Origin of the sequence: Flavobacterium sp. 316 (assembly GCF_000967805.1) — a bacterium.
GTDB classification, from domain to species: Bacteria; Bacteroidota; Bacteroidia; order Flavobacteriales; family Flavobacteriaceae; genus Flavobacterium; species Flavobacterium sediminilitoris.
In genome coordinates this window covers 184,576-207,649 of record NZ_JYGZ01000002.1, presented here as the reverse complement: position 1 = coordinate 207,649, position 23,074 = coordinate 184,576, and the positions used below count along the sequence as shown (strand labels likewise).

The 23,074-nt window shown below is 29.6% G+C and carries 20 protein-coding genes; 9 read left to right on the top strand and 11 right to left on the bottom strand.

Going from position 1 to position 23,074, the window contains the following annotated elements; all coding sequences use genetic code 11:
* Position 1: 1 nt before the first annotated feature.
* The gene (locus SY27_RS04620; RefSeq protein ID WP_045967671.1) at positions 2-3,121 is read right to left on the bottom strand and encodes a TonB-dependent receptor; all 3,120 of its coding nucleotides are present in this window, start codon (positions 3,119-3,121) and stop codon (positions 2-4) included.
* Between the two features lie 192 nt (positions 3,122-3,313).
* Here SY27_RS04620 and SY27_RS04615 point away from each other — a divergent pair, with 192 nt between their 5' ends.
* Positions 3,314-3,973, top strand: coding sequence for a ribonuclease HII (locus SY27_RS04615; RefSeq protein ID WP_045967669.1), 660 nt, complete (start codon positions 3,314-3,316; stop codon positions 3,971-3,973).
* On the opposite strand, the gene lipB is transcribed toward SY27_RS04615, so the two are convergent.
* A complete protein-coding gene (gene lipB / locus SY27_RS04610; RefSeq protein WP_235270888.1) occupies positions 3,968-4,684 on the bottom strand; it encodes a lipoyl(octanoyl) transferase LipB in 717 nt (238 codons plus the stop codon). The two genes, SY27_RS04615 and lipB, sit on opposite strands and share 6 nt — an antisense overlap.
* A 230-nt stretch (positions 4,685-4,914) precedes the next feature.
* Between lipB and lysS the strand changes: the two genes are divergently transcribed.
* Positions 4,915-6,612, top strand: coding sequence for a lysine--tRNA ligase (lysS, locus tag SY27_RS04605; RefSeq protein ID WP_045967667.1), 1,698 nt, complete (start codon positions 4,915-4,917; stop codon positions 6,610-6,612).
* 56 nt (positions 6,613-6,668) lie between these two features.
* Here lysS and SY27_RS04600 read toward each other — a convergent pair whose 3' ends face one another.
* From SY27_RS04600 to SY27_RS04585, 4 genes are all read right to left on the bottom strand, one after another.
* A complete protein-coding gene (locus SY27_RS04600; RefSeq protein WP_045967665.1) occupies positions 6,669-7,628 on the bottom strand; it encodes a transporter in 960 nt (319 codons plus the stop codon).
* 4 nt (positions 7,629-7,632) lie between these two features.
* The gene (locus tag SY27_RS04595; RefSeq protein WP_045967663.1) at positions 7,633-8,676 is read right to left on the bottom strand and encodes a cytochrome-c peroxidase; all 1,044 of its coding nucleotides are present in this window, start codon (positions 8,674-8,676) and stop codon (positions 7,633-7,635) included.
* 57 nt (positions 8,677-8,733) lie between these two features.
* A complete protein-coding gene (locus SY27_RS04590) occupies positions 8,734-9,516 on the bottom strand; it encodes an MbnP family protein (RefSeq protein ID WP_045967661.1) in 783 nt (260 codons plus the stop codon).
* A 169-nt stretch (positions 9,517-9,685) separates the two neighbouring features.
* Positions 9,686-10,024, bottom strand: coding sequence for a hypothetical protein (locus SY27_RS04585; protein ID WP_235270887.1), 339 nt, complete (start codon positions 10,022-10,024; stop codon positions 9,686-9,688).
* Between the two features lie 167 nt (positions 10,025-10,191).
* Between SY27_RS04585 and SY27_RS04580 the strand changes: the two genes are divergently transcribed.
* The 3 genes from SY27_RS04580 (at position 10,192) to SY27_RS04570 (ending at position 11,983) form a co-directional block, all read left to right on the top strand.
* A complete protein-coding gene (locus SY27_RS04580; protein ID WP_045967657.1) occupies positions 10,192-10,623 on the top strand; it encodes a hypothetical protein in 432 nt (143 codons plus the stop codon).
* A gap of 76 nt (positions 10,624-10,699) precedes the next feature.
* Positions 10,700-11,029: a hypothetical protein gene (locus SY27_RS04575; RefSeq protein WP_045967656.1), complete on the top strand. Its 330-nt coding sequence runs from the start codon at positions 10,700-10,702 to the stop codon at positions 11,027-11,029.
* 180 nt (positions 11,030-11,209) lie between these two features.
* Positions 11,210-11,983 carry a carboxypeptidase-like regulatory domain-containing protein gene (locus tag SY27_RS04570; RefSeq protein ID WP_045967655.1) on the top strand — a complete coding sequence of 258 codons (774 nt, stop codon included), beginning with the start codon at positions 11,210-11,212 and terminating at the stop codon, positions 11,981-11,983.
* A gap of 35 nt (positions 11,984-12,018) precedes the next feature.
* On the opposite strand, the gene SY27_RS04565 is transcribed toward SY27_RS04570, so the two are convergent.
* From SY27_RS04565 to SY27_RS04545, 5 genes are all read right to left on the bottom strand, one after another.
* Positions 12,019-12,687 (bottom strand): RNA methyltransferase, encoded by a 669-nt coding sequence (locus SY27_RS04565; protein WP_045967654.1) that lies wholly within the window; start codon positions 12,685-12,687, stop codon positions 12,019-12,021.
* Positions 12,688-12,718: 31 nt separating this feature from the next.
* Entirely contained in the window at positions 12,719-14,941 is a 2,223-nt protein-coding gene (locus SY27_RS04560) for a TonB-dependent receptor domain-containing protein (protein ID WP_045967653.1), read from the bottom strand.
* A gap of 70 nt (positions 14,942-15,011) precedes the next feature.
* Complete coding sequence (locus SY27_RS04555) at positions 15,012-16,313, bottom strand: tetratricopeptide repeat protein (protein WP_052705136.1); 1,302 nt, start codon at positions 16,311-16,313, stop codon at positions 15,012-15,014.
* Positions 16,314-16,392: 79 nt separating this feature from the next.
* The gene (locus tag SY27_RS04550; protein WP_045967652.1) at positions 16,393-16,944 is read right to left on the bottom strand and encodes a DUF4331 family protein; all 552 of its coding nucleotides are present in this window, start codon (positions 16,942-16,944) and stop codon (positions 16,393-16,395) included.
* 28 nt (positions 16,945-16,972) lie between these two features.
* Positions 16,973-17,620, bottom strand: coding sequence for a DUF4331 family protein (locus tag SY27_RS04545; RefSeq protein ID WP_045967651.1), 648 nt, complete (start codon positions 17,618-17,620; stop codon positions 16,973-16,975).
* 112 nt (positions 17,621-17,732) lie between these two features.
* Here SY27_RS04545 and SY27_RS04540 point away from each other — a divergent pair, with 112 nt between their 5' ends.
* The 4 genes from SY27_RS04540 to SY27_RS04525 all read left to right on the top strand — a co-directional run bounded on the left by SY27_RS04540 (position 17,733) and on the right by SY27_RS04525 (position 23,022).
* Positions 17,733-18,263 carry an RNA polymerase sigma factor gene (locus tag SY27_RS04540; protein ID WP_045967650.1) on the top strand — a complete coding sequence of 177 codons (531 nt, stop codon included), beginning with the start codon at positions 17,733-17,735 and terminating at the stop codon, positions 18,261-18,263.
* On the top strand, positions 18,256-19,038 hold the full coding sequence (locus SY27_RS04535; protein WP_045967649.1) for an anti-sigma factor domain-containing protein: 783 nt from the start codon (positions 18,256-18,258) through the stop codon (positions 19,036-19,038). The genes SY27_RS04540 and SY27_RS04535 overlap by 8 nt, the downstream gene beginning before the upstream one ends.
* A 255-nt stretch (positions 19,039-19,293) precedes the next feature.
* Entirely contained in the window at positions 19,294-20,640 is a 1,347-nt protein-coding gene (gene purB, locus SY27_RS04530; RefSeq protein ID WP_045967647.1) for an adenylosuccinate lyase, read from the top strand.
* Between the two features lie 150 nt (positions 20,641-20,790).
* Complete coding sequence (locus SY27_RS04525; RefSeq protein WP_045967645.1) at positions 20,791-23,022, top strand: cation:proton antiporter; 2,232 nt, start codon at positions 20,791-20,793, stop codon at positions 23,020-23,022.
* Positions 23,023-23,074: the final 52 nt, after the last annotated feature.

Here is a 23,074-nt window from a genome sequence, read left to right as displayed (position 1 = left end):
TTTAAAAAGAGACTTTTACTCCTGTAGTAAACGTTCTATATTGTGGAGATCTTCTATTAGTAGTTCCATCAAAACTTTGTTCAGGATCAATACCTTTATGTGATTGAAAAGTTAATACATTATCTGCTTGAATAAATAATCTAACATTATCTATTCCTGTTCTAGACAATAATTCTGAAGGTAAACTATAACCTAAAGTTAAGCTCTTTAATCTTAAATAATCATTATCAAACAAATATCTAGTTGACCTTGCATTACTATCATTATTATCTATTGTTAATCTTGGATAGTCAGTAACGTCTCCAGGATTTTGCCATCTATCAAATACATCTGGGTGCGCATTAGCCCCTGGTCTACTAAATGAATTAGTAATACCTGAATAATCCGTATCTAAAATCTGTGCACCAACACTAAAATTAAAGATTAAATTCAAATCAAATTGACGATACTTTAAATATGATGAAAAGCCACCTTCAAAATCAGGTAATGAAGTACCAAAGAACTTTCTTGTAGCATCCGCATAAACTTTAGTTGTTTGTTGCCCAACAACATTCCCATTTACATCTAGAACATCTTCATACCACATTGCCTTACCATCTGCAGGATCAACTCCAGCCCATTCTGCTATATAAAAATCAAAAATAGATCTTCCAACTTCCCATCTTTTAGAACCTCTATCAATACCATTTTCATCAACTAAACTTAAAATTTCATTTGTGTTTTTAGAAAGATTTAAACTAGTATTCCAAACAAAGTTATCTGTACTAATATTTTTTGTATTAATTACAAACTCAAAACCTGAATTCTTAACAGACCCAATATTAGTTGTTATATCTTGAACACCTAATGAAGTTGCTAAAGGTTTATTTAAAATCAAATCAATAGATTTCTTATTATAATAGTCAATAGACCCTGTAATTCTATTATTTAAAATACCATAATCTAATCCTATACTTGTAGACGCTGTCTTTTCCCATTTTATATTAATATCTGCTAAACCAGACAATAGTAAACCTGGATTCCCTTCATTATTCCATCCTGTAGAATAAAGAGATTGATATGGAAAATAATTAGTTCCTAAGTTACTATTCCCCAATTCTCCATAAGAAGCTCTCAATTTCAAATAATTAACAAACTTACTCTCATTTAAAAATGCTTCTCTAGAAATTATCCAACTTCCTCCAACCGAATAAAAGCTACCCCATCTTACATCTTTATCAAATCTGGTTGAGCCATCAGTTCTAGCACTAAACTCTGCAAAATATTTTTCATTATAATTATAACCTAACCTACCTAAATAACTATTAATTCTTTCTTCAATTATCGTTCCAGAAACTCCTTCTGGCACTGTACTTCCATTCAGATTTTGAACTCCAGGCAAGAAACCTGTACCTTGTGCTTGAAATTGATCTATTTTCAATGAATAAGCTTCAGTAATAGCATCTAATGATATATTATGATTATTTATTTTTTTATTAAAATACAAACCATTAGTAGCATTTAATGTTGTAGTAATATTTCTTGTTTGATTAACTCTTCCTCCAACTGAAGAAGCCGCTCCGTATAAATCATCATTAAAACTATATGAATCAAACATAAAGTTTTCATATCCTAGTCTACCTTTATATGTCAAAAAATCGAACAACCTAACTTCTGCATATCCAGAAGTCAATAAACTAGTTCTCTTTCTTTGCTCATCTCCCAAGTACAAATTAGCAACAGCGTTTTCCCCTCCATTTACAGGCCTAACACTATTAACAGACTGCCCAGGGATCGATCCATTACCAAAATCGTATTGCACCCCTCCATTTTGATCATAAACTAAACTACCATTTTGATCTCTCTGATATAACGGATAAATACTTGACAAACTATAAATCCAACCTATACTTTGAGTTGTACTTCCACTTGTTTGATCAGGATTTCCTGAATTCGAAAACGAAACACCTGAACTCATACCAATTTTTAACCAATCTTTTAATTGTGAATCGACATTAAGCCTTGAAGTTATTCTTTCAAAATCAGAAGTAACAACAGGTCCATCTTCATTCAAATAATCCAAAGAAAGAAAATAAGTAGTCTTATCATCTCCTCCAGAAATATCAAAACTATGATTTGTTCTTATTGCTGATTTTCTCAAAATTTCATCTTGCCAATCAGTCTCCCACAATAATTTAGCTCCATTTATTAATTGCCCATCAACTCCTATAGGATTTGAAACCCCATAAGGATTATAACCTAAACGATCTATTAATTGAGAAGATGCATTAGAAGAAGCCGTTACCACATCTTGACCTGCATCAAGATTAGAATTTTTAATTGCTTCCCAAGTCAATTTCATTAAATCTTCAGTACCTATTCTATCATGTAGTCCTACAGCTAAATCAGAAAAACCTATCTGAGATCTTAAATTAATCTTAGGAGCAGTATTTCTTTTACCTCTTTTAGTTGTAATTAAAATAACACCATTAGCACCTCTACTACCATATAAAGAAGCTGAAGAAGCATCTTTTAAAACTGTAATACTCTCAATTTGATCCTGACTTATAGAGTTTATATTACCATTATAAGGAGTACCGTCCACTACATACAAAGGCCCTGCTTCAGCTGTTAAACTAGAGAAACCTCTGATTCTAATCTCTGGATTTGTACCTGGCTGCCCACCTTGATTAACCATAGTCACACCAGAAACAGTTCCTTGCAACGCTTTCAAAGGAGAAGTAACTTGTTGATTATCAATCACATCGGAAGTAAGAGTGCTTATAGCCCCTGTTACAGCTTCCTTTTTTTGCACTCCATATGCAACGACCACAACTTCCTTTAGTTCTAGTCCTTCTTGTAATTTGGCGTTATAAGTACTTCCTGAACCTATAACAATCGACACACTATCCATTCCTGCATAAGAAACAACTAACACATCTCCTTGACTAGCTCTTATAGTATAGCCACCATCAAAATTAGTTGTTGTCCCCTTATTAGTCCCTTTAACAACAACATTAGCCCCTGCTAAAGGTCCCAATGCATCAGAAACGACACCTGAAACAGTTTTCTCTTGTGCGAACGAAAACTGCATTACAAACGCTACTATCAGCGTAAAAATCCATTTAAACTTCGATCTCATATTAAATTTTTTTGAGTTAGTTATTTAGCAAACTTCTTAATAATTTCTTAAATAACCAAATAATACTTCGGAATATTATTAATATAAAAGTGTTAAAATTTAATTATCAAAAAAAACTAACAACAAAACTAACACTATTAAGATGTTAAAACCGCAAAAAGGTTGCGTAAAAATTATATTTTTGCAAAAAAAATGTTAATCAATCGACATACATCTTTTACTTTTGAATGTGGAACAGATGAAGCTGGGAGAGGTTGCCTCGCTGGCCCGGTAACTGCTGCTGCTGTAATTCTCCCTATAGAATTCAAATCAGATTTATTAAACGATTCCAAGCAGTTATCAGAAAAAAATAGATTTAAGTTAAAACCAATTATAGAAGAAGAAGCTTTAGCTTTTTCTTTTACACATATCTATAATGAGGAAATTGACGAAATAAATATATTAAATGCTTCAATGAAAGCAATGCAAGAATCTATTTTAAAATTAAAAACGACTCCAGAATACATTATTGTAGATGGAAACAGAGCTATTTTCTCAAAATTAGACCTAAAGAATACTCATGGTAAAAAACTCACACTTGAAGAAATTGAATTTTTAAAAAAAATCCCTAATGAAAGTATAATAAAAGGTGACTCTAAATATTTAAGTATTGCAGCTGCTTCTGTTTTAGCAAAAACATATAGAGATGAATATATGGATAAAATTCATGAAGAATTTCCAATGTATAATTGGAAAAAAAACAAAGGGTACCCTACAAAAGAACATCGTGAAGCCATAAAAAAATATGGTCCCACAAAATATCATAGAATGAGTTTTAAATTATTACCCGAACAATTAACTTTAGATTTATAAACCTTTATAACTACTAAATTCCGCTTCAAATAGTTCTGAAAAATGCTTTACAACTTTCTCTTTTACTAAATTTTCATCTATTTGAGCATTTAATTCAGCATGCATTGAAGTAACCGCTTTTCCTTTTATACCACACGGAATAATATTATCAAAAAAACCTAAATCTGCATTAACATTTAATGCAAATCCATGCATAGTTACCCAGCGACTTGCGCGAACTCCCATAGCGCAAATTTTCCTTGCAAACGGAGTTCCTACATCTAGCCATACTCCTGTTTCTCCTTCACTTCGAGTTCCTATTATATCATATTCCGCTAATGTTAAAATTATAGCTTCTTCTAAAAAGCGCAAATACTTATGTATATCAGTAAAAAAATTTTCTAAATCCAAAATAGGATAACCTACTATTTGACCTGGTCCATGATATGTTATATCTCCTCCTCTATTTATCTTATAAAAAGTAGCTCCTTTTGCTTCTAATTGTTTTTCTGAAAGTAACAAGTTTGATAAATCCCCACTTTTTCCTAATGTATATACATGTGGATGCTCTACGAAAAGAAAATAATTAGGTGTTTGAAGATTTGCTTCTTCCCTACGGTTTCTAACTTTTACATCAATAATTCCTTTAAATAATTCTTCTTGATAATCCCAAACCTCTTGATAATCTTTATATCCTAGATCTTGCAGTTGTATTTTTTTATTTTGAATCACAATGAGTATATTGAAAATTAGTATTGCAAATATACAAATACTTCCTTCTTAGCCCTGACAGAAATAGCATCCTTTTTTGAAAAAAAAGATAAAATGTAAGGCAGGAAAACGGAAAGCAAGAACATCCAAACTATTCGCTACAAAAATCCTTAATATTGAAACTCTAAACTTGAATCTTGTAACAAAATCTATTATCTTTGCTCGCTTAATTACAATTATATATTAATTATATGCAACTTTCAGAACAAGAAATCATTAGAAGAGAAAAGCTTAAAGCTTTACGTGAACTTGGTATCAACCCTTATCCTGCGGACTTATTCCCTGTGAATCATACTTCGAAACAGATTAAGGAAACTTTTGAAGAAAATAAAAAGGTTGTAGTTGCTGGAAGATTAATGAGTGTTCGCGATCAAGGTAAAGCTGCTTTTGCTGAACTACAAGATAGTGAAGGAAGAATCCAATTGTATTTAAATAGAGATGTTATTTGTGAAGGTGAGGACAAAACGTTATACAATCAGGTTTTTAAAAAACTAACCGATTTAGGCGATTTTATAGGTATTAAAGGAGAATTGTTTACTACAAAAGTAGGAGCAAAATGTATTCGCGTGGAAAATATAACTTTTCTAAGCAAAACATTACGTCCATTACCTCTACCAAAAACAGATGACGAAGGTCAGGTTTTTGATGCTTTTGTTGATCCAGAATTGAGATACAGAATGCGTTATGTAGATTTGGTTGTAAATCCACAAGTAAAAGAGGTATTTAAAAAGCGAACAAAATTATTTAACGCTATGCGCTCTTTCTTTAATGAAGCAGGCTATATGGAGGTTGAAACACCTGTTTTACAATCAATTGCTGGCGGAGCAGCAGCAAGACCTTTTATAACACATCATAACAGTTTAGACATCCCATTATACATGAGGATTGCTAACGAATTATACCTAAAAAGATTAATTGTAGGTGGCTTTGATGGTGTTTATGAATTCTCAAAAAATTTCCGTAATGAAGGAATGGATAGAACACATAATCCAGAATTCACAGCAATGGAGATCTATGTAGCTTACAAAGATTACAACTGGATGATGGAATTTACAGAGAATTTATTAGAATATTGTGCTTTACAAGTAAATGGAACAACTGAAGTTGTTTTTGGAGATAAAAATGTGAATTTCAAAGCACCTTATGCTCGTGTGACCATGACTGATGCTATTAAACAGTTTACAGGTTTTGATATTACTGGAAAAACCGAAGCTGAATTATTTGAAGCAGCTAAATCTATGGGAATTCAGGTAGATGAAACTATGGGTAAAGGAAAATTAATTGATGAAATTTTTGGCGAAAAATGTGAAGGAAATTTTATCCAACCAACATTCATTACAGATTATCCAAAAGAAATGTCTCCATTATGTAAAGAACATAGAGATAATCCTGATTTAACTGAACGTTTTGAATTAATGGTTTGTGGAAAAGAAATCGCAAATGCTTATTCTGAGTTAAACGACCCTATTGATCAAAGAGAACGTTTTGAAAATCAAATGACTCTTGCTGAGAAAGGTGATGATGAAGCAAATGGAATTATTGATGAAGATTTCCTACGTGCTTTAGAGTATGGTATGCCTCCAACATCTGGATTAGGAATTGGAATGGATAGATTAATGATGTTTTTAACTAATAATGCATCAATACAAGAAGTTTTATTCTTTCCTCAAATGCGTCCTGAGAAAAAAGGACCTGAATTAACAGAAGATGAAAAACATATCATAGAAATTTTAAAAGCTAATGAAGGAATTGCTATTGGCGATTTAAAAATAAAATCGGAATTAAGTGGCAAAAAATGGGATGCTGCAAGCAAAGGAATCACTAAGCATGGTTTAATGAAAATTAAAGTAGATGGCGATGCTAAAATTGCTGAATATTTAGGGAAATAATTAATTCCTCTAATCAAAAATTTAAAAAAGGAGCTTTTAAAAGCTCCTTTTTTATATTACAAACTATAATTCAAATTCACACTCCAACGATAATTTGCTTTTACATTTCCGCCAGTAAGATTTTGATTTATAGGCAACATAGCATTAGCTCCAAAAGAAAATTGATCTTTTCCTACTTCAAAACCCAGTTTGCCAAATAAAATATCTCCAGCCGTATTTCTAAGTTTTTGATTATGCTGATAATTATCTGCATATACTTCTCCTGCAATCCCTATTTGTGGTGCAATAACGAATTTTGATGCTTCATACCAATAAAACAACGTACTTGCATAGTTTAATTGATTACCAAAACGATAATTCTTATCATTTTCTGTCTTAATTACATAATTTAGCATAGAATTTAACCCAAATTGTTTATGTTTAATTACATATTCTGTTGCTAAAAGATAATCCCAACTTCCTGTTCCTACTTGAAAACTTGGATTTACTGCTCCTGAGTTTGTTTCATCAAACGTTCCTGTTGGTATTTTCACTCCTGTTCCAATTTGCAAAGAATGTACAAAAGAAGTACTATCTTTTTTAGTTTCATAAAGTTGATACATCGCTAAAACTGTGATATCTCCTAAACCATCTATATTTTGTCTTCCAACAGCTCTTTCTCTAGAATGGAAATGATACGGAATTAAAGTTGAAACTTGTACGTTTTTCACCACAGGAATTCTTGCCCAAAGTTGAACTGTATTAAAATTTTCTTTGTACCAAGGAGAATTACTATATAAACCGTCATTACTTTCATAAGATTGATTAAAATAGCGAATCCCTACAAAATTAGTGTTTAACATAGAAGCAAAACCCATACTTCCTCCGCTTGCAGAACAACCACAAGCATCGCAAAAATCATATTTTTCAAACTGAATATGGTGTTTTAAAAATGGATTTTCTATCGAAAGCGTATCTTTCTCTTTAGCAAAACCAAATTGAAAGATAAGTACAAAAATTATTATTATTTTCTTCATTTTTTTAATATTCTGAAAAGCGACTATCTGTTAAGTATTCATAGTCTGTTAGTGTTTTTAAAAATGCAATAAGTTGTGTTTTTTCTATATTTGTTAATGGAATTCCTAATGTTCCATTTTCATTTAAAGAAGCGTCTAATGTTGTAGAATTAACCACTCCAGAATTATAATGATTTAAAACTGCTTCTAAAGTAAAAAAGCGTCCATCATGCATATAAGGTGCTGTTTTTTCAATATTTCTTAAACTTGGCACTTTAAATTTGTATTTATCCTGCTCTAACTCTGTAACTCTATACCTTCCTACATCATTAATAACTGGATTTATAGCTAAACCATTATTTCTGTATGAATTATCAGTAAACATATCTGTTGCATGACAAGAAGCACATTTTTGATTAAATAGATTATATCCTTCTAGCTCATCGTTTGTTAATACTCCTCCTTCTTCATTTCTTCTGAATTTATCAAATTTAGAATTGGAAGATGTTACCATAACCATGAATTGCCCCAAAGCTTTTAACATATTTTCCGAATTAATTTCTCCATCTGGGAAAGCTTGTTTAAATAGTTTTTGATATTGAGCATCTGCTTTCATCATACTTACAGCATCTGCAAAATTCCCATTCATTTCTATTTCACTAGTTAATGGAATTATTGGTTGTAAATCTAAATGTGTTGTTGCTCCATCCCACATATAAGCACTTTGAAAAGCTAAATTCTGTATAGGTGGTGTATTTCGAGTTCCTATATTATCTCCTACTCCATGACTAAAGGTATGACCATGATGCGTAAATGCATCTTCTTGAATATGACAAAATCCACATGAAACGATTCCATCTGAAGCTAAACGACCTTCATAAAATAGCTTCTTTCCTAACTCAAATCCTTTTTCTGTCAACGGATTGTTGGACAAATCATAAGATAAAGGTGGAAAATTATCTGGAACTTGAAACGCTATAGGTATATTTTGATATTCATCATCATTACTTTCGCTTGAACAACTAAAAAGAATAGGAAAAAAGAGCAATATTATATATTTTGCTTTCATTTTTTTATCATTTTTAAATAAAAGCTGTTGATAAGAACCAACAGCTTTTATAATTATTTAGTCATTGTGAACATGATGTACTTCAAACATATTTGAAATATTAGCCGTAATTAAAGCTAGTTTATTCCCTCCCATTATGGTTGCTTGTTCTGAAAGATTCATTTTATTAGTTCCATCAATTAATTGAGATAAATCAGTCATAATATGTACTTGAGGAACAATATTTTCTCTTACTAAAGCATTATCAGGCAAATCTAATGTTACAGCCGTGTAATTATAATTATCACCCGTTTTTCCTGTATGCACTTTAAATTGAGTATCAGAAGTTACTGTAGCAGATGTAAAAGTTCCTTCAAAAGCAACAAATTTATATCCTGCGCTCCAAGACCACATCATTCCTGCAGTTTGCGCTATTTCTAAAAAATTGCCTTGTCCTGTTGCTCCTAAATTAAATTGCTCTTCATCTACTCCTATTCCAAAGGTTACTTTTGTATAATTTCCTACTGGAATATTTGGAATTTGAACTAAAGTTGTTGCTGGTGTTAGCTCATCTATAAGAAAATAACTCTCGCTCTTAGGAACTGTATAGATAGAACCATCATCTTTTGTTAATTGCACATTACTAACAATATATTTTGCTTTTGTAACTTTAATAACTTCTCCGTTTGAATTTGTATAAGGTGTGTTTGCTGCAAAATTTGCATCGTTATATATTTGATCAAATTCTAATTTTATACTTCCTATACTCTCTTTATTTACAACCTCATCATCATTAGAACATGAAGTTAACACTAAGAATACTGACAATAAAGCTATTATGTTTTTAAATTGAAATTTCATTATAATCTATTTTTATTTTTTATTAAAGTTGATGTGTTTGATTAAAAAATTCTTCAAACAATTTTGGACATAAGAATCCTAACTAACTCAAAAATTGAATTAATTTAATAACGCTTTTTAAGAACAAGCCTAATTAAACATTCTAAAGGATTATTCTTTTCGTAAAACTTTAAGAAATAAAAATAGGAGGATGAAATATTGAATATAAAGCAACCGATTTGTACAAATCTTGATAGAAAGTTTGCTTTATTTTATCTAAAAAACTAAAGTTAAACATAACATTTAACTCGTCAATTTCTTTACAAAACAGCAATTCAATTTCTTGATGTGTTGTTTGTTTTTTGTCTGATGAAATTGGTTTTTCAGATTCTGAAGCTTTTGCGAGTTCTTTTGTTAAATGACACTTACCATTACAGTTAAGTTCTGGTTTTGCAACATTTTCACAAAGTTCAGTTGCAATATATTCATAATTAACAATATAATCCAATACTGGAATTACCGGTTTCACCAGTATAAATAATGCTAAAATGAACATCGTTTTTCTCACAATGCAAATATACAAACGAGAATAGAAAAACTAACTGATTAATTTCAATTTTATTTTTTTATGGATTATCAATTAAACTTTTTTAAAAATTATCTGTCTAATAATTAAATCATTAAAAAATAATAATTATGAAAAAAGTATTTCTAACACTAGTTATACTAGTTAGCACATTAGCATTTTCTCAATCAAAAGAGAACAGAAAAGAAAGAATGGATTCTGAAAAAATGGCTGAACTTCATGTAAAAAAAATGACATTAGATTTAGACTTAACAGAAAAGCAGCAAAAAGAAATTAAACCTATTTTCTTGGAACAAGCTAAAAAAAGAGAAGCGAAAAGAAATGAATTAAAAATGCGTAAAGAAAAAGGAGAAAAATTATCTAGCGATGAGCGATTTGAAATGAAAAACAAAGCTTTGGACAACCAAATTGAAATGAAGAGTAAATTAAAAAACATATTAACTCCTGCTCAAATGGAAAAATGGGAAAACAATAAAAAAGAACGATCAAATAAAGCGAAAAAACATGCTAAACGAATAAAAAGCAATAAAGATGAAAAGTAAAAATTTAAGATATTTTTTGGATTAGAACTAAAAATAATATAGATTTGGTGGTTAATAATTACAAATCCTTTAAAAAATGAAAAAAATATTTGCTTTTGTGGTTTTATTCTTTGCTTTCACTATGAATTCATTTGCTCAACAAGAAGAAGTAAGAGAAGAGATTGCTTTATTAGCTAAAAGTGATGCTAAAGAGATTACTGAATACCTAGAGTTAGGCGATACTGAATTAAGCGATTTCTATAGGTTATTTTATTATAAGCATGATGAACTTTCAAAAAGTACAAACGAGGAGCGCAAAGCTGTTATATCAAAATCAGTAAAAGCGAGTATTGAAGCATCAATTACTCCAGATAAATTAAAAAAATTGAATACTAATCCAAAACTTTTCAAAAAGTTAACTCATTAAAAAAAGTCCTGCAAATGCAGGACTTTTTTATGAATTTAAATCCTTAATCAATTCTAAAAGAACCATAATCAAAACTTAATATCTGAGACTAAATATTTTATTCGTTAATTTTCTTATAAAAAAAGAAAAAACAAGTAAATATCTATTTTTGATTTGTATTTTTGAATCAATAATTACCGCATGAGATATTTTACAATTTTACTTTTTGCATTACTATCTAATTTGGCATTTAGCCAAAATGATACTTTGACAACAACTCTTCATGGGACAGTTGTTCACAATGAAACAAAGTTACCAATAAACAACGTACACGTTATAAACACTACAAAAGTAAGTGGAACTATAAGTGATGGAAATGGTTATTTTGAAATCAATGCAAAAATAAATGACACTTTGTTATTCTCTTATTTAGGATTTGAAACTTTAAAAGTAAAAGTTACCAATGACTGGGTAAAAAATAAATCTTCAAAAATTACACTTACAGAAAAAGCATATGCGCTTGAGGAAGTGATTATTTCTAAATATAATTTAACAGGTTATGTTGAAGTTGATACAAAACTTATTCCTGTTGATGAAAACACCTATAGATACAGTATTTCTGGCCTTGATGCGGGTTATGAAGCTGGAGACAAATCGCCAAGTGCTGTTACAAAAGTTTTAGGTGCCATTTTCAATCCTGCTGATTTTCTCTATAATGCTTTTGGTAAAAGACCAAAACAAATGAGAAAACTTAGAGAAATGAAAAAAGATGATACTGTACGCGAATTACTTTCAACAAAATTTGATAGAGAAACTCTTGCTGCACTTTTAGAAATAGACAAAGACGATATTCCTCTTATTCTTCAAAACTGTAATTATTCGGAATATTTTATAAAATCGGCTAATGATTTACAAATTCTTGAAGCTATTAGTTCTTGCTATGAAGAATATAAAATTCTAAAGAAAAACAAATAATTTTTGGAAAACAGAAAATAATAATTCGTGTTTTTTTATAAGAAATTATCTCTTTCACGAAATCTACTTTCCACAAAATCAATGTCTTTTATTGTTTTCCTAGTCCAATCTAATCGTTTTTGAATAATTTCTTCTTCTGTAAGATTCCAATTAATATTAGAATTCCGAAGTCTGTTTGTCAAATCTTGAATGATTATAGCTGCTGAAACAGAAATATTCAAACTTTCAGTAAATCCTACCATTGGAATTTTTAAATATCCATCTGCATTTTTCATTACGTCTTCAGATAATCCTTCTTTTTCTGTTCCAAAAAATAAAGCAGAAGGTTTTGTTATATCAAACTCATGAAGGAAGCAAGATTCATTATGCGGTGTTGTGGCTATAATTTGATAACCTTTCCCTCTTAATGCATCAATACATGATTTATTGCTAGAAAATTCATTAATATCTACCCATTTCTCTGCTCCTAAAGCAATTTGTTTATCAATAGTTTTGCTGTATTTTTGTTCAATAACATTTAACTCTTGTATTCCAAAAACTTCACAACTACGCATTACAGCACTAGTATTATGCATTTGATATACATCTTCTACAGCAACAGTAAAGTGTTTGGTTCTATTTTTAAGAATGTCTAAAAACCGTTGTTTTCTATTCTCTGAAATAAAACCTTCTAAATATTCTAATAACGCTACATCTTTTTTCATGGGGTTCAAATTTATAAAACCCTAAGTGAACTTAAAAACTATAGGTCATTTTTATTTTAGCAAAAAATGGTGTTCCTGGTGTAAAATGAATTTCTTCTACACTTTGCGATTCGGTTTGCAACTGTGATTCTGTTAAAAATTGAGTTTCATTCCACTTAGTATCAAAAACATTATTAACAATTACACCTATTTGAATGGATTTATTAATTTGATAATTTAATGATAAATCAGAAATAAAATAACCATTTGCTACAACAGAATTATTTTCATTAGCTGGACGATCTCCTAAAAATCGATATTGCATATTTCCTGAAAACTTTTTATAATTTTTAATACTTATTCCTCCTGTAGAAGTAAAATTTGGAGCTAATGGAATATAATCAAATCCGTTTGGTTCATCAATACTTCTTGCAAACGCATAATTAGCATCAAAATCAAAAAACACAAAGTCATTTAACTGATAACGAATTCCAAGATCCGCTCCTATTCTTCTTGATTTTCCTGATGGTTCAACAATACCTTCATCTCCTACATAAACAAATTCTTGATTTGAAAATAAACTCCAAATAGCTGTATTAATAATTAAATTAGAATTGGGTTTCCAAATTGTTCCTAAGTCGGCTCCAAAAACAGATGGTAATATCTCTTTATCTTCTTGCAGCACTACTCTTGTGTCGTTTGAATGAAATCCTAGTCCTGTTTTTAAGAAATAAACTATTTTTTCATTTTGAGCATAACTAAAATTTAGCTTTGGTAATATTTTTGCTTTATCATTTGAAAGTGTTTTATAAGTAGATGCTAATTTATCTTGATAATTAAATTTAAAATACTCTAATCGTAATCCTGGATTAATTGTAAATTTCTCAAATTGGAAATTAGTATTTATATATCCGAAAAAGTTTGATTCTTCAATATCTCCATATTGTATATAATTTAAAACTGTATTTCTATTTAATGTATGCGACAATTCAGAATCCTTAGTTGAATTCACTTTTACTCCTACTCCTGATTGAATTTTTAAGTTATAATTGGTAAACACTTTGTTTGTGCTATACTCTGTATTAAATCCATAAAGAGTTCTATTTTCATTTTGCTTAATTTGATCTCCATTTACAGGATCATTTAAGAAAAAAGTGAAGTTTGAAAATAATGTAAAATCATATTTTGAGAAATAAGCATTTGTTTTCACAAAACTATTTTCATCAATCATTTTGTCCATTGAAAAAGCCAAATTTGTTCTAGATGTAAAACCGCCTTCTGTATCATCAACCGCTCCAAAACGAGAGATTGTTCCATCATTAACTAAACGCATTGGAATTTGCCCAGAAGCGTCCCATTTACTTGTAAAATGCGATCCTATGAAACTTAATTTTGTTTGATTTTCTAAAATGGTTGTGTATTTTCCAAAAAGATTAAAACGATTAAAGTTTTGAGGAGATTCAAATGGCCCATCTGTAACAATATATTCTGTGGCAATATAAGCGTTTGATTTTGGGGAATTCCCTAACAAATCAAACAATCCAACTGTTCTAATAGTATTAAATTGACCTACTTCTAAACTTATTTTACTTTCATTTAATTTATCTTTTGAAACAAAATCTACATAACCTGCTGTTGCAAAGTTTCCTTTTAAAGCAGTATATGGTCCTTTTCCAAAATCAATTTTATTAATTACTTCTGGAATTACAAAATGTAAATCGGCATAACCTTGTCCGTGAGCATGAGATACCATATTTACAGGAATTCCATCGGCAGTAATTGCAATGTCTGTTCCATGATCTATATCGAAGCCTCTCAAAAACAACTGCTCTGCTTTTCCACCACCTGCATGTTGACCTATAAATAGTCCTGGAACTTTTCTAAGAATTTCTTGAGATGAGTTTACTGGATTCGTAGTCAAATCCATTTTCATGATATTGGAATTAATGTTAACATTTGGTGAAAGTGTAATTTCAGAAAGCTTAAATATTTCTTCTTCCATCGTTAATACTACTTTTTTATCTAATTGAGAAACATTAAAATTTATTGATTTATATCCTAATTTTGTTAGTTTAAAAGTATCATTAATGGTTACATTTGAAAAGGTAAAATTTCCAAATTCATTTGTGTGTGCATGTGCTTCTGTCGATTCATTATACACATAAACATCTGCAATTGAGTTTCCAAAAGCATCTATTACTTTTCCATTAAACTTCTGAGAATAACCAAAAATGGAGCATAAAATAGTTGTCGTTAAATAAAAATAGAGTTTCATTTGGCATTTGTTTTGTTTGTTTTTTGATAATTTCGATGTGCTTAAGAGATTTCTTATTTACGATTTCATATTATATTCTCATTATTAAAATTTCCAAATTTGGACCTAATTCATATATACTAGATAATAATTCTTCTTTATTCGAATTTTCTTTCGTTAGCATATCATTAGCTTTTAAAATCATTTCATTGTGAAACAAAATCAGCGGTTCCTGAGATTTATTCATAGTGTGCTTTTTAACTATCTTCAATGCTTCATCAAAATCTCCATTTTGGTAATAAGCCCAAGCTAATAAGTCATATGATTCTGGTGTTGGTCTATTTTGAATCTCTTTTTTAGCAATTTCAATTGCTTTTTCAGAATTATCTAAAACTTCAGAATATAATAATGCATTATATTTATTATACATATCCCCATAATTATGATTATTTAACAACTTAAAGTATTCTTCAATATCTAATTTTTGTTCTGTATAATTTGTTGCAAATTCATTCATTTCTGCTCTTAAAAGATACAAATCAGGAACAGTATGCTTTGCTGTAATATGATCGATAATTTCGATTGCTGATTTAGTATCTCTTTCATAAGAAAAAACAATCCAAGCAATTCCTTTTAATGCATAAGCATTTTGATTGTCTATTTGTAGTGTTTTTAAATAATAATCATATGATTCTTTAATACGCCCAGCATGGCCATAAAAATCTGCTATATTTGAATATATCCATAATTTAAGATCTTCTTTCTTAGTTTCTTCAGCTATTTTTTTAGCTTGTTCCATTATTTTAATAGCTGTATCTAAATCTCCTTTATGATCATTCCATTTTGCTAAACGAATTAAATAATCGAAATCTTTAGTATCTTGAATAACATCTAACTTTTTCTCAGCTTCAGTATAATTTCCTAATTCCATATAAACATCAAATAGCATCTTCTCTGTAGATAGTCTATTTTCACCTAATATATATGCTTTTTTTAAATACTCTAATGCCTCTTTAAATTGATGTTGAGAAATATAATTTTTGGCTATAGATCTATGAATACTCGCTTTTTCTCCTCTAACTCTATTATTACAATCTAATAAAAGTTTTTCTGCACGATATAAATCTTGAATATTTCCTTTTATTTCAAATAATTGAGAATATAAACTTGCTAACGAAATTAAATAAGTATATTGATTTGGTGCTGCATTGTATTTTGTTTGCCAAAAATCAATTTCTCTTTTTATATTATTTTCTTTTTCATTTTCTTTCACAATAAGAAAAGCTTGATAATCTTCCTTATTTGTTACTTTAATTTTTTCATCTGAATTACAACTCAAGAATAAGAAAAAAATCAACATTATTGAAGTTGCTTTAATTGTGGTATTTTTCATAATTTTAGTATTTAGTTCGTCTTATTTGAGAATAAGGAGCATCAATAGACACTCCTTATTAGGTTTGGTTAATCAGTTTCTACCAAGGTGAAGCTAAATATGGAAAAGAAGCTAAAAACGTTTTATCATTTGCATTTACATTATCTGAAGTTAATCCTGAATTATCTGTTCCATTTGGACCTCCAAAAATTAACAATAATTCAACATCAATAACATCATCTGCAAGTGCTCTTCCCGACAAGGTATTTGCTGGGTTTCCATCAAAAAAAGTAGTTGTCCCTGTTGTAGAAACGTTTAAAACATCTGTTGCCAAAACTGTTGTAAAAGTAGCTGCATCAAGTCCTAATGCATTTGTTGTATATCCTGAATTTAATGCTAGTAATTTTGATTGAAAAGCTGATTGAAATGAAGCTCCCATTGTAGATGGTGTAGTAACATTAAAATTATCCTTGCTAGTTGAACTAACAAAAACAGTATTAATAGCAGGTCTACCCATTTGATCTTGTTGTGTATATGTTCCACTAAAATCTATTGATTCGTTATTGTATGAATCATCGTCATTGTTGCACCCTACGACTAACAAAGCCACTATTAAAGATGCAAATAAAGTTTTATATTGAATTGATTTCATAATTATATTCGTTTTTTAGAGGTTATTATTATTTTCTTTTTGTTTCTACCCAAGTATTCAATCTTCCAGTTCCTCCTAGCATTGTTTTAGGAAGTTCAACAACTATAGACATTACATTTGTTCCTGCAAATGTATCCGTACCAGTAGCATTAAAACTAGAAGCATTACCTGCAATTATCTCTGAATATTGTCCAAAATCAAAGAAAAAAGGATCATCTCTTAAACCTGCAAATAAATTAATTCCAGACTGCAATGAGGTTATCGCAGTTGATCCGTAAGGAGTAATAGCAACACTTCCAAGAGGACTTGACGTTTTAATTGTACTTGAAGTACCTGCTGTTCCTGGTACCACTGGTCCAAAAAAGTACATTTTTCCATTTCTTGGAATTGCTTGAATAACTAAGTCTTCAACATTATCTCCATTATTATCAATATTAAATTCAACTAATACATTTTCATCAAATGATGATGAAGCACTCATTGTTGGACTTAATAATCCTTTTACATTCGCTACAAAAACTAAATTATTTGTATTAGCTCCTTGAAAAGAATAAAAATCTGTTATATCTGCATTTCCACCTTGAACTGCTGGTGCATCTATATGATCGGCTGCAATTAAAATAGAACCGACTAAGCCTAGTAGTGAAAGTCCTAAGTATAATTTTGAATTTTTCATTTTAATGATTTTTAATGATTTATAACTACAGTTACGAGAACTTTTAACGTTTGGTTTTAAAAAATTGAAAAAATATTTTTTTTTAGTACATTAGTGGTAACTTTACAAACATATGGAACAAGAACTATTAGTTAAGGAACTCCTTAAAAAGGATAATTATTCGTTTACATTATTATATGACAACTATTCTAGGAGTTTATATGGTGTTATTTACAACCTAATTAAAAACAAAGAAGAATCTGAGGACGTACTTCAAGAAGTCTTTGTTAAAATTTGGAATAATATAGACTCCTATAATGAAACTAAAGGTCGTTTATATACTTGGATGCTAAATATTGCTAGAAATACAAGTATTGATAAATTACGATCAAAAGGATATAATAACAGTCAAAAAAACCTTTCCGCAGATAATTTCGTATATATGCTTGAAGACAATTCAAAAGCATTAAATAGAATTGATGCAATTGGCATAAAAGAATTTATCAAAAAATTAAAACCTAAATGTATTCAAATCATTGAATTATTGTTTTTTCAAGGATATACACAGCAAGAAGCATCGGAAGAACTTGAAATACCTTTAGGTACAGTAAAAACAAATAATAGAAATTGTATGAATGAATTAAGAACGATTATCAATGAATAGTAGAGAATACATAGAATCTGGAATTTTAGAATTGTATGTTTTTGGCACACTTACTGAGCAAGAAAACAACAAAGTTCTAGAAATGGCAAAAAATCATATTGATATTCAAGAAGAAATTAAGGCCATAGAAAATGTTGTTATTAATTTATCTCATAGTGTTGCTCCTCACCTTTCCGCAACTAATTATGAGAAAATAAGAAATCAACTTTTAGAAAAAAATAGAGTAATACAATTACAACCTAGAAAAAATTATGCACAATATATGGGTTGGATTGCTGCCGCAGTATTTGTATTAGGTTTTGGTATTCAATTATACAAATTGAATCAATCTAATACTATTATCGAAAGTTTATCTGTAGATAAAAGCAAAATGCAAGAATCTATCGTAGAATTAGAGTTTCAAAAACAAGATGCTGAAAAAATATTAGCTATTGTAAGAGATAATAATAACATACAAGTAGCACTTGCAGGACAAGAAGTAGCACCAAATGCTTTTGCGAAGGCATATTACAACAAAGAAACTAAAGAAGTATATATTGATGCTGCTGGTTTACCAATACCTCCTGAAGGAAAAGTATATCAGGTTTGGGGATTAAAGCTAGATCCATTAACACCTCAAAGTATTGGTTTATTAGACAACTTTACAGCTAGTAATTCAAAGGTTTTCAAAGTAGAAAAAGCTGAAGATGCTGAAGCTTTTGGAATTACTTTAGAACCAGCTGGCGGAAGTGTCAGTCCTACACTTGAACAACTTTATACTTTAGGAAAAGTTTAAAAAATTAAAATATGTAAGAATGAATATGCCTCAAAATTTAAATACTATTTTGAGGCTATTTTTTATTCTTCACATAAACAAACCATAATAATTAGATAGCCAAAGCACTCTATAAAAATATAATATAACTTTTTAGACAATCATTACTTTTAAACTTTCTAAACTTCTACTTATATTTGCAACTTTAAAATTTGAATTTAATTTTTTAATTCCATTCTGAAACAAACTCAGAGTAAACAACAACACAACAACATCATGTTACAATTATCAGAACTAAATGCTATTTCTCCTATTGATGGACGATATAGAAACAAAACCCAGAATTTAGCTCCTTACTTTTCAGAAGAAGCATTGATAAAGTATCGCGTTTTAATTGAAGTAGAATACTTTATTGTATTATGTGAATTACCTTTACCACAACTTTCTGGTGTTGATATAACTATATTTCCTGCTTTAAGAAAAATGTACACTGATTTTTCTACTGAAGATGCATTGTGGATTAAAGAAACTGAAAAAACAACTAATCATGATGTAAAAGCAGTTGAATACTTTATTAAAAGTAAATTTGATGCTTTAGGATTAGAAAAATATAAAGAATTTATTCATTTCGGATTAACTTCTCAAGATATTAATAATACAGCTATTCCACTTTCTACAAAAGAAGCTTTTGAAAACGTATATATGCCTTCTTTAATTGCTGTTATTCAAAAATTAAAGGATTTAAGTATTGAATGGATGGACATTCCAATGCTTGCACGTACACACGGACAACCTGCTTCTCCTACTCGTTTAGGAAAAGAAATTTTAGTTTTTGTAGAACGTTTAGAAGAACAAATGCGTTTATTATTTAATGTTCCTTTTGCAGCTAAATTTGGTGGTGCAACAGGAAATTACAATGCACATAAAGTAGCTTATCCAAACAATGATTGGAAACAATTTGGGACCAAATTTGTTGAAGATATTCTAGGATTACATCATTCTTTCCCAACAACGCAAATTGAGCATTATGATCATTTCGCTGCTTTTTTTGATGCTTTAAAAAGAATCAATACAATAATAATTGATTTAGATAGAGATATTTGGACGTATGTTTCTATGGATTATTTCAAACAAAAAATAAAAGCTGGAGAAATTGGTTCATCAGCAATGCCACATAAAGTAAATCCTATTGATTTTGAAAACAGTGAAGGAAATTTAGGCATTGCCAATGCTATTTTTGAACATCTATCAGCTAAATTACCTATTTCTCGTTTACAACGTGATTTAACAGATAGTACAGTTCTTCGTAATGTTGGTGTTCCTTTTGGTCATACTATCATTGCCTTTGAAGCCACATTGAAAGGATTAAACAAGTTATTATTAAACGAAGCTAAATTTACTGAAGAACTAGAGAAAAATTGGGCAGTTGTTGCTGAAGCAATTCAAACTATTTTAAGACGTGAAGGTTACCCAAATCCTTATGAAGCTTTAAAAGAATTAACTAGAACAAACACAGTTATTAATAAAGAATCGATTCGTGCTTTTATTGAAACTTTAAATGTTTCTGATGACATTAAAACTGAATTGAAACAAATTACACCAAGTAATTATTTGGGCATATAATAGCATCAAATAATAAAACTTATTCTTTTGTAAAATATAAAATCCATTAGCATTCACTAATGGATTTTTTTTACGCTATAAACTGTTAATTTTTACAAAAAGGATTGTAATGATTCTTCCAATTTAGTACTTTTAAAAAAAGTTAAAATAATGCCATTTTCGTTAGTTGCAAGCACAGCAGTTCATTTACCAGACTTAATCAATGATTTAGGTTTAATCCTTGTCACAGCAGCAATTTCTGTATTAATTTTCCGTAAATTAAAACAACCTTTAGTTTTAGGATACTTAGTTGCTGGATTTTTAGCAAGTGCTAATTTTAATTTTTTTCCAACAGTAAAAGACATTAACAGTATTGAAGTTTGGGCAGAAATAGGAATCATTTTTTTATTGTTTAGTTTAGGTTTAGAATTTAGTTTTAAAAAGCTACTAAAAGTTGGAGGAACAGCATCCATTACTGCATTAACACAAATTTTTGCCATGATTGTTTTAGGCTATTATGCAGGACGATTTATGGGCTGGGACAATATGAACTGTATATTCTTAGGTGTCATTCTTTCCATTTCTTCCACTACTATTATTCTAAAAGCATTTGATGAACTAGGCGTAAAATCGCAAAAATTTGCAGGAAATGTTATTGGAGCTCTGATTGTGCAAGATATTGTTGCCATTTTAATGATGGTTTTGCTCTCTACTGTTGCAGTAAGTCAACAATTTTCAGGAAGCGAATTGGTTAAATCTTTATTAAAACTATTCTTCTTTTTATCGATTTGGTTTATATCTGGTATTTTTTTCATCCCAACATTATTAAAAAAATTAAAACATTTACTTTCTGATGAAATGTTATTAATTATCTCATTAGCACTTTGTCTGTTAATGGTAATTTTTGCCTCTGAAGTTGGTTTCTCTCCAGCATTAGGCGCTTTCATTATGGGATCTATTATTGCAGAAACTAATGAAGCTGAACATATTGAACATTTAGTAAAACCCGTAAAAGATCTATTTGGTGCGGTTTTCTTTGTATCCGTTGGAATGTTAATCAATCCTGATACCTTGGTTGAATATGCTTTTCCTGTTATGATACTAACATTCGTTACTATTTTTGGACAATCAATAAGTTCTACCATTGGAACTCTTATTTCAGGTCAACCGCTTAAAGAATCCATACAAACAGGAATGAGTTTGTCTCAAATAGGTGAATTTTCTTTTATTATAGCAACACTTGGAACTTCCTTAAAAGTTACAAGCGATTTTTTGTATCCCATTGTTGTTGCTGTTTCAGCTGTAACTGCTTTTACAACTCCATTTATGATAAAATATGCTTCTCCAACAGCCGCTTTTGTTGAGAAAAAATTACCTAAGAAATGGGTTAAAAAAATTGAATTATACAGTGCCAATTCACAAGCTATAAAAACAGTAAGCACTTGGAAAATTGTTATCAAAGAATACTTATTTCAAGTTATCTTATACTCTGTTATTCTTTTTGCTATTATTCTAATGTCTAAAAACTTTTTGTTACCGCTATTAGATGATATTTTGTATGGACATATAATCGCAGCTTTTTTAACCTTATTAGTTTTAGCTCCTTTCTTATGGGCGCTATCTTTAAAAAGAGTAGCCAAAGCTGAAGTTCAAGAATTATTAAAAAACAGAAAATATTACGGCCCTGTTATTGTTTTAATTTTCATTCGAATTGCCATTGCCTTATTTTTCATTGGATTAATGTTAAACAATTTCTTCTCACCTGAAATTGCACTGTTAGCCTTTGTTTTTTCAATTGTAATTATGATGATTTTTCCAAAAAACATCAATCGATTATATCATAAAATTGAAGATCGATTTATAACCAATTTTAATCAAAGAGAAGTAACAACTAAAAATTTAAATCGAAATAATTTATCACCTTGGGATGGTCACATGGCAAATTTTACTATTTGTGCCGAATCAGATTTAGCAGGAAAAACACTAGAAGAAGTTAAAATTAGAGAAAATATAGGCGTAAATATTGCATTTATAAAACGTGGTGGCTTACATATATATATTCCTTCCAAAGAAGAAAAATTATATCCGAATGATGAGATTAGTATAATCGGAACAGACGAGCAAGTAAAACAATTTGCTGATTATTTAGAGCAACACAAGCTAAATACAGAAACACTTCTTGAATCAGAAATAGTATTACAACAATATGAATTAAGAGATCAATGGTTTATTGGTAAAACTATTCGTGAATCGAATTTACGAGAAAAAACAAACGGAATGATTGTAGGAGTTGAACATAATGGTCGACGAATATTAAATCCTGAATCGAGTCTAATTTTAAGTAAAAATGACATTATTTGGGTTGTTGGAGACAAAAAGAAAATAAAAGCATTTTTCAGTTAAGTTAAGTTAAGTTAAATCTCATCTTAACAATTCATTAACAATTGGCATGGAA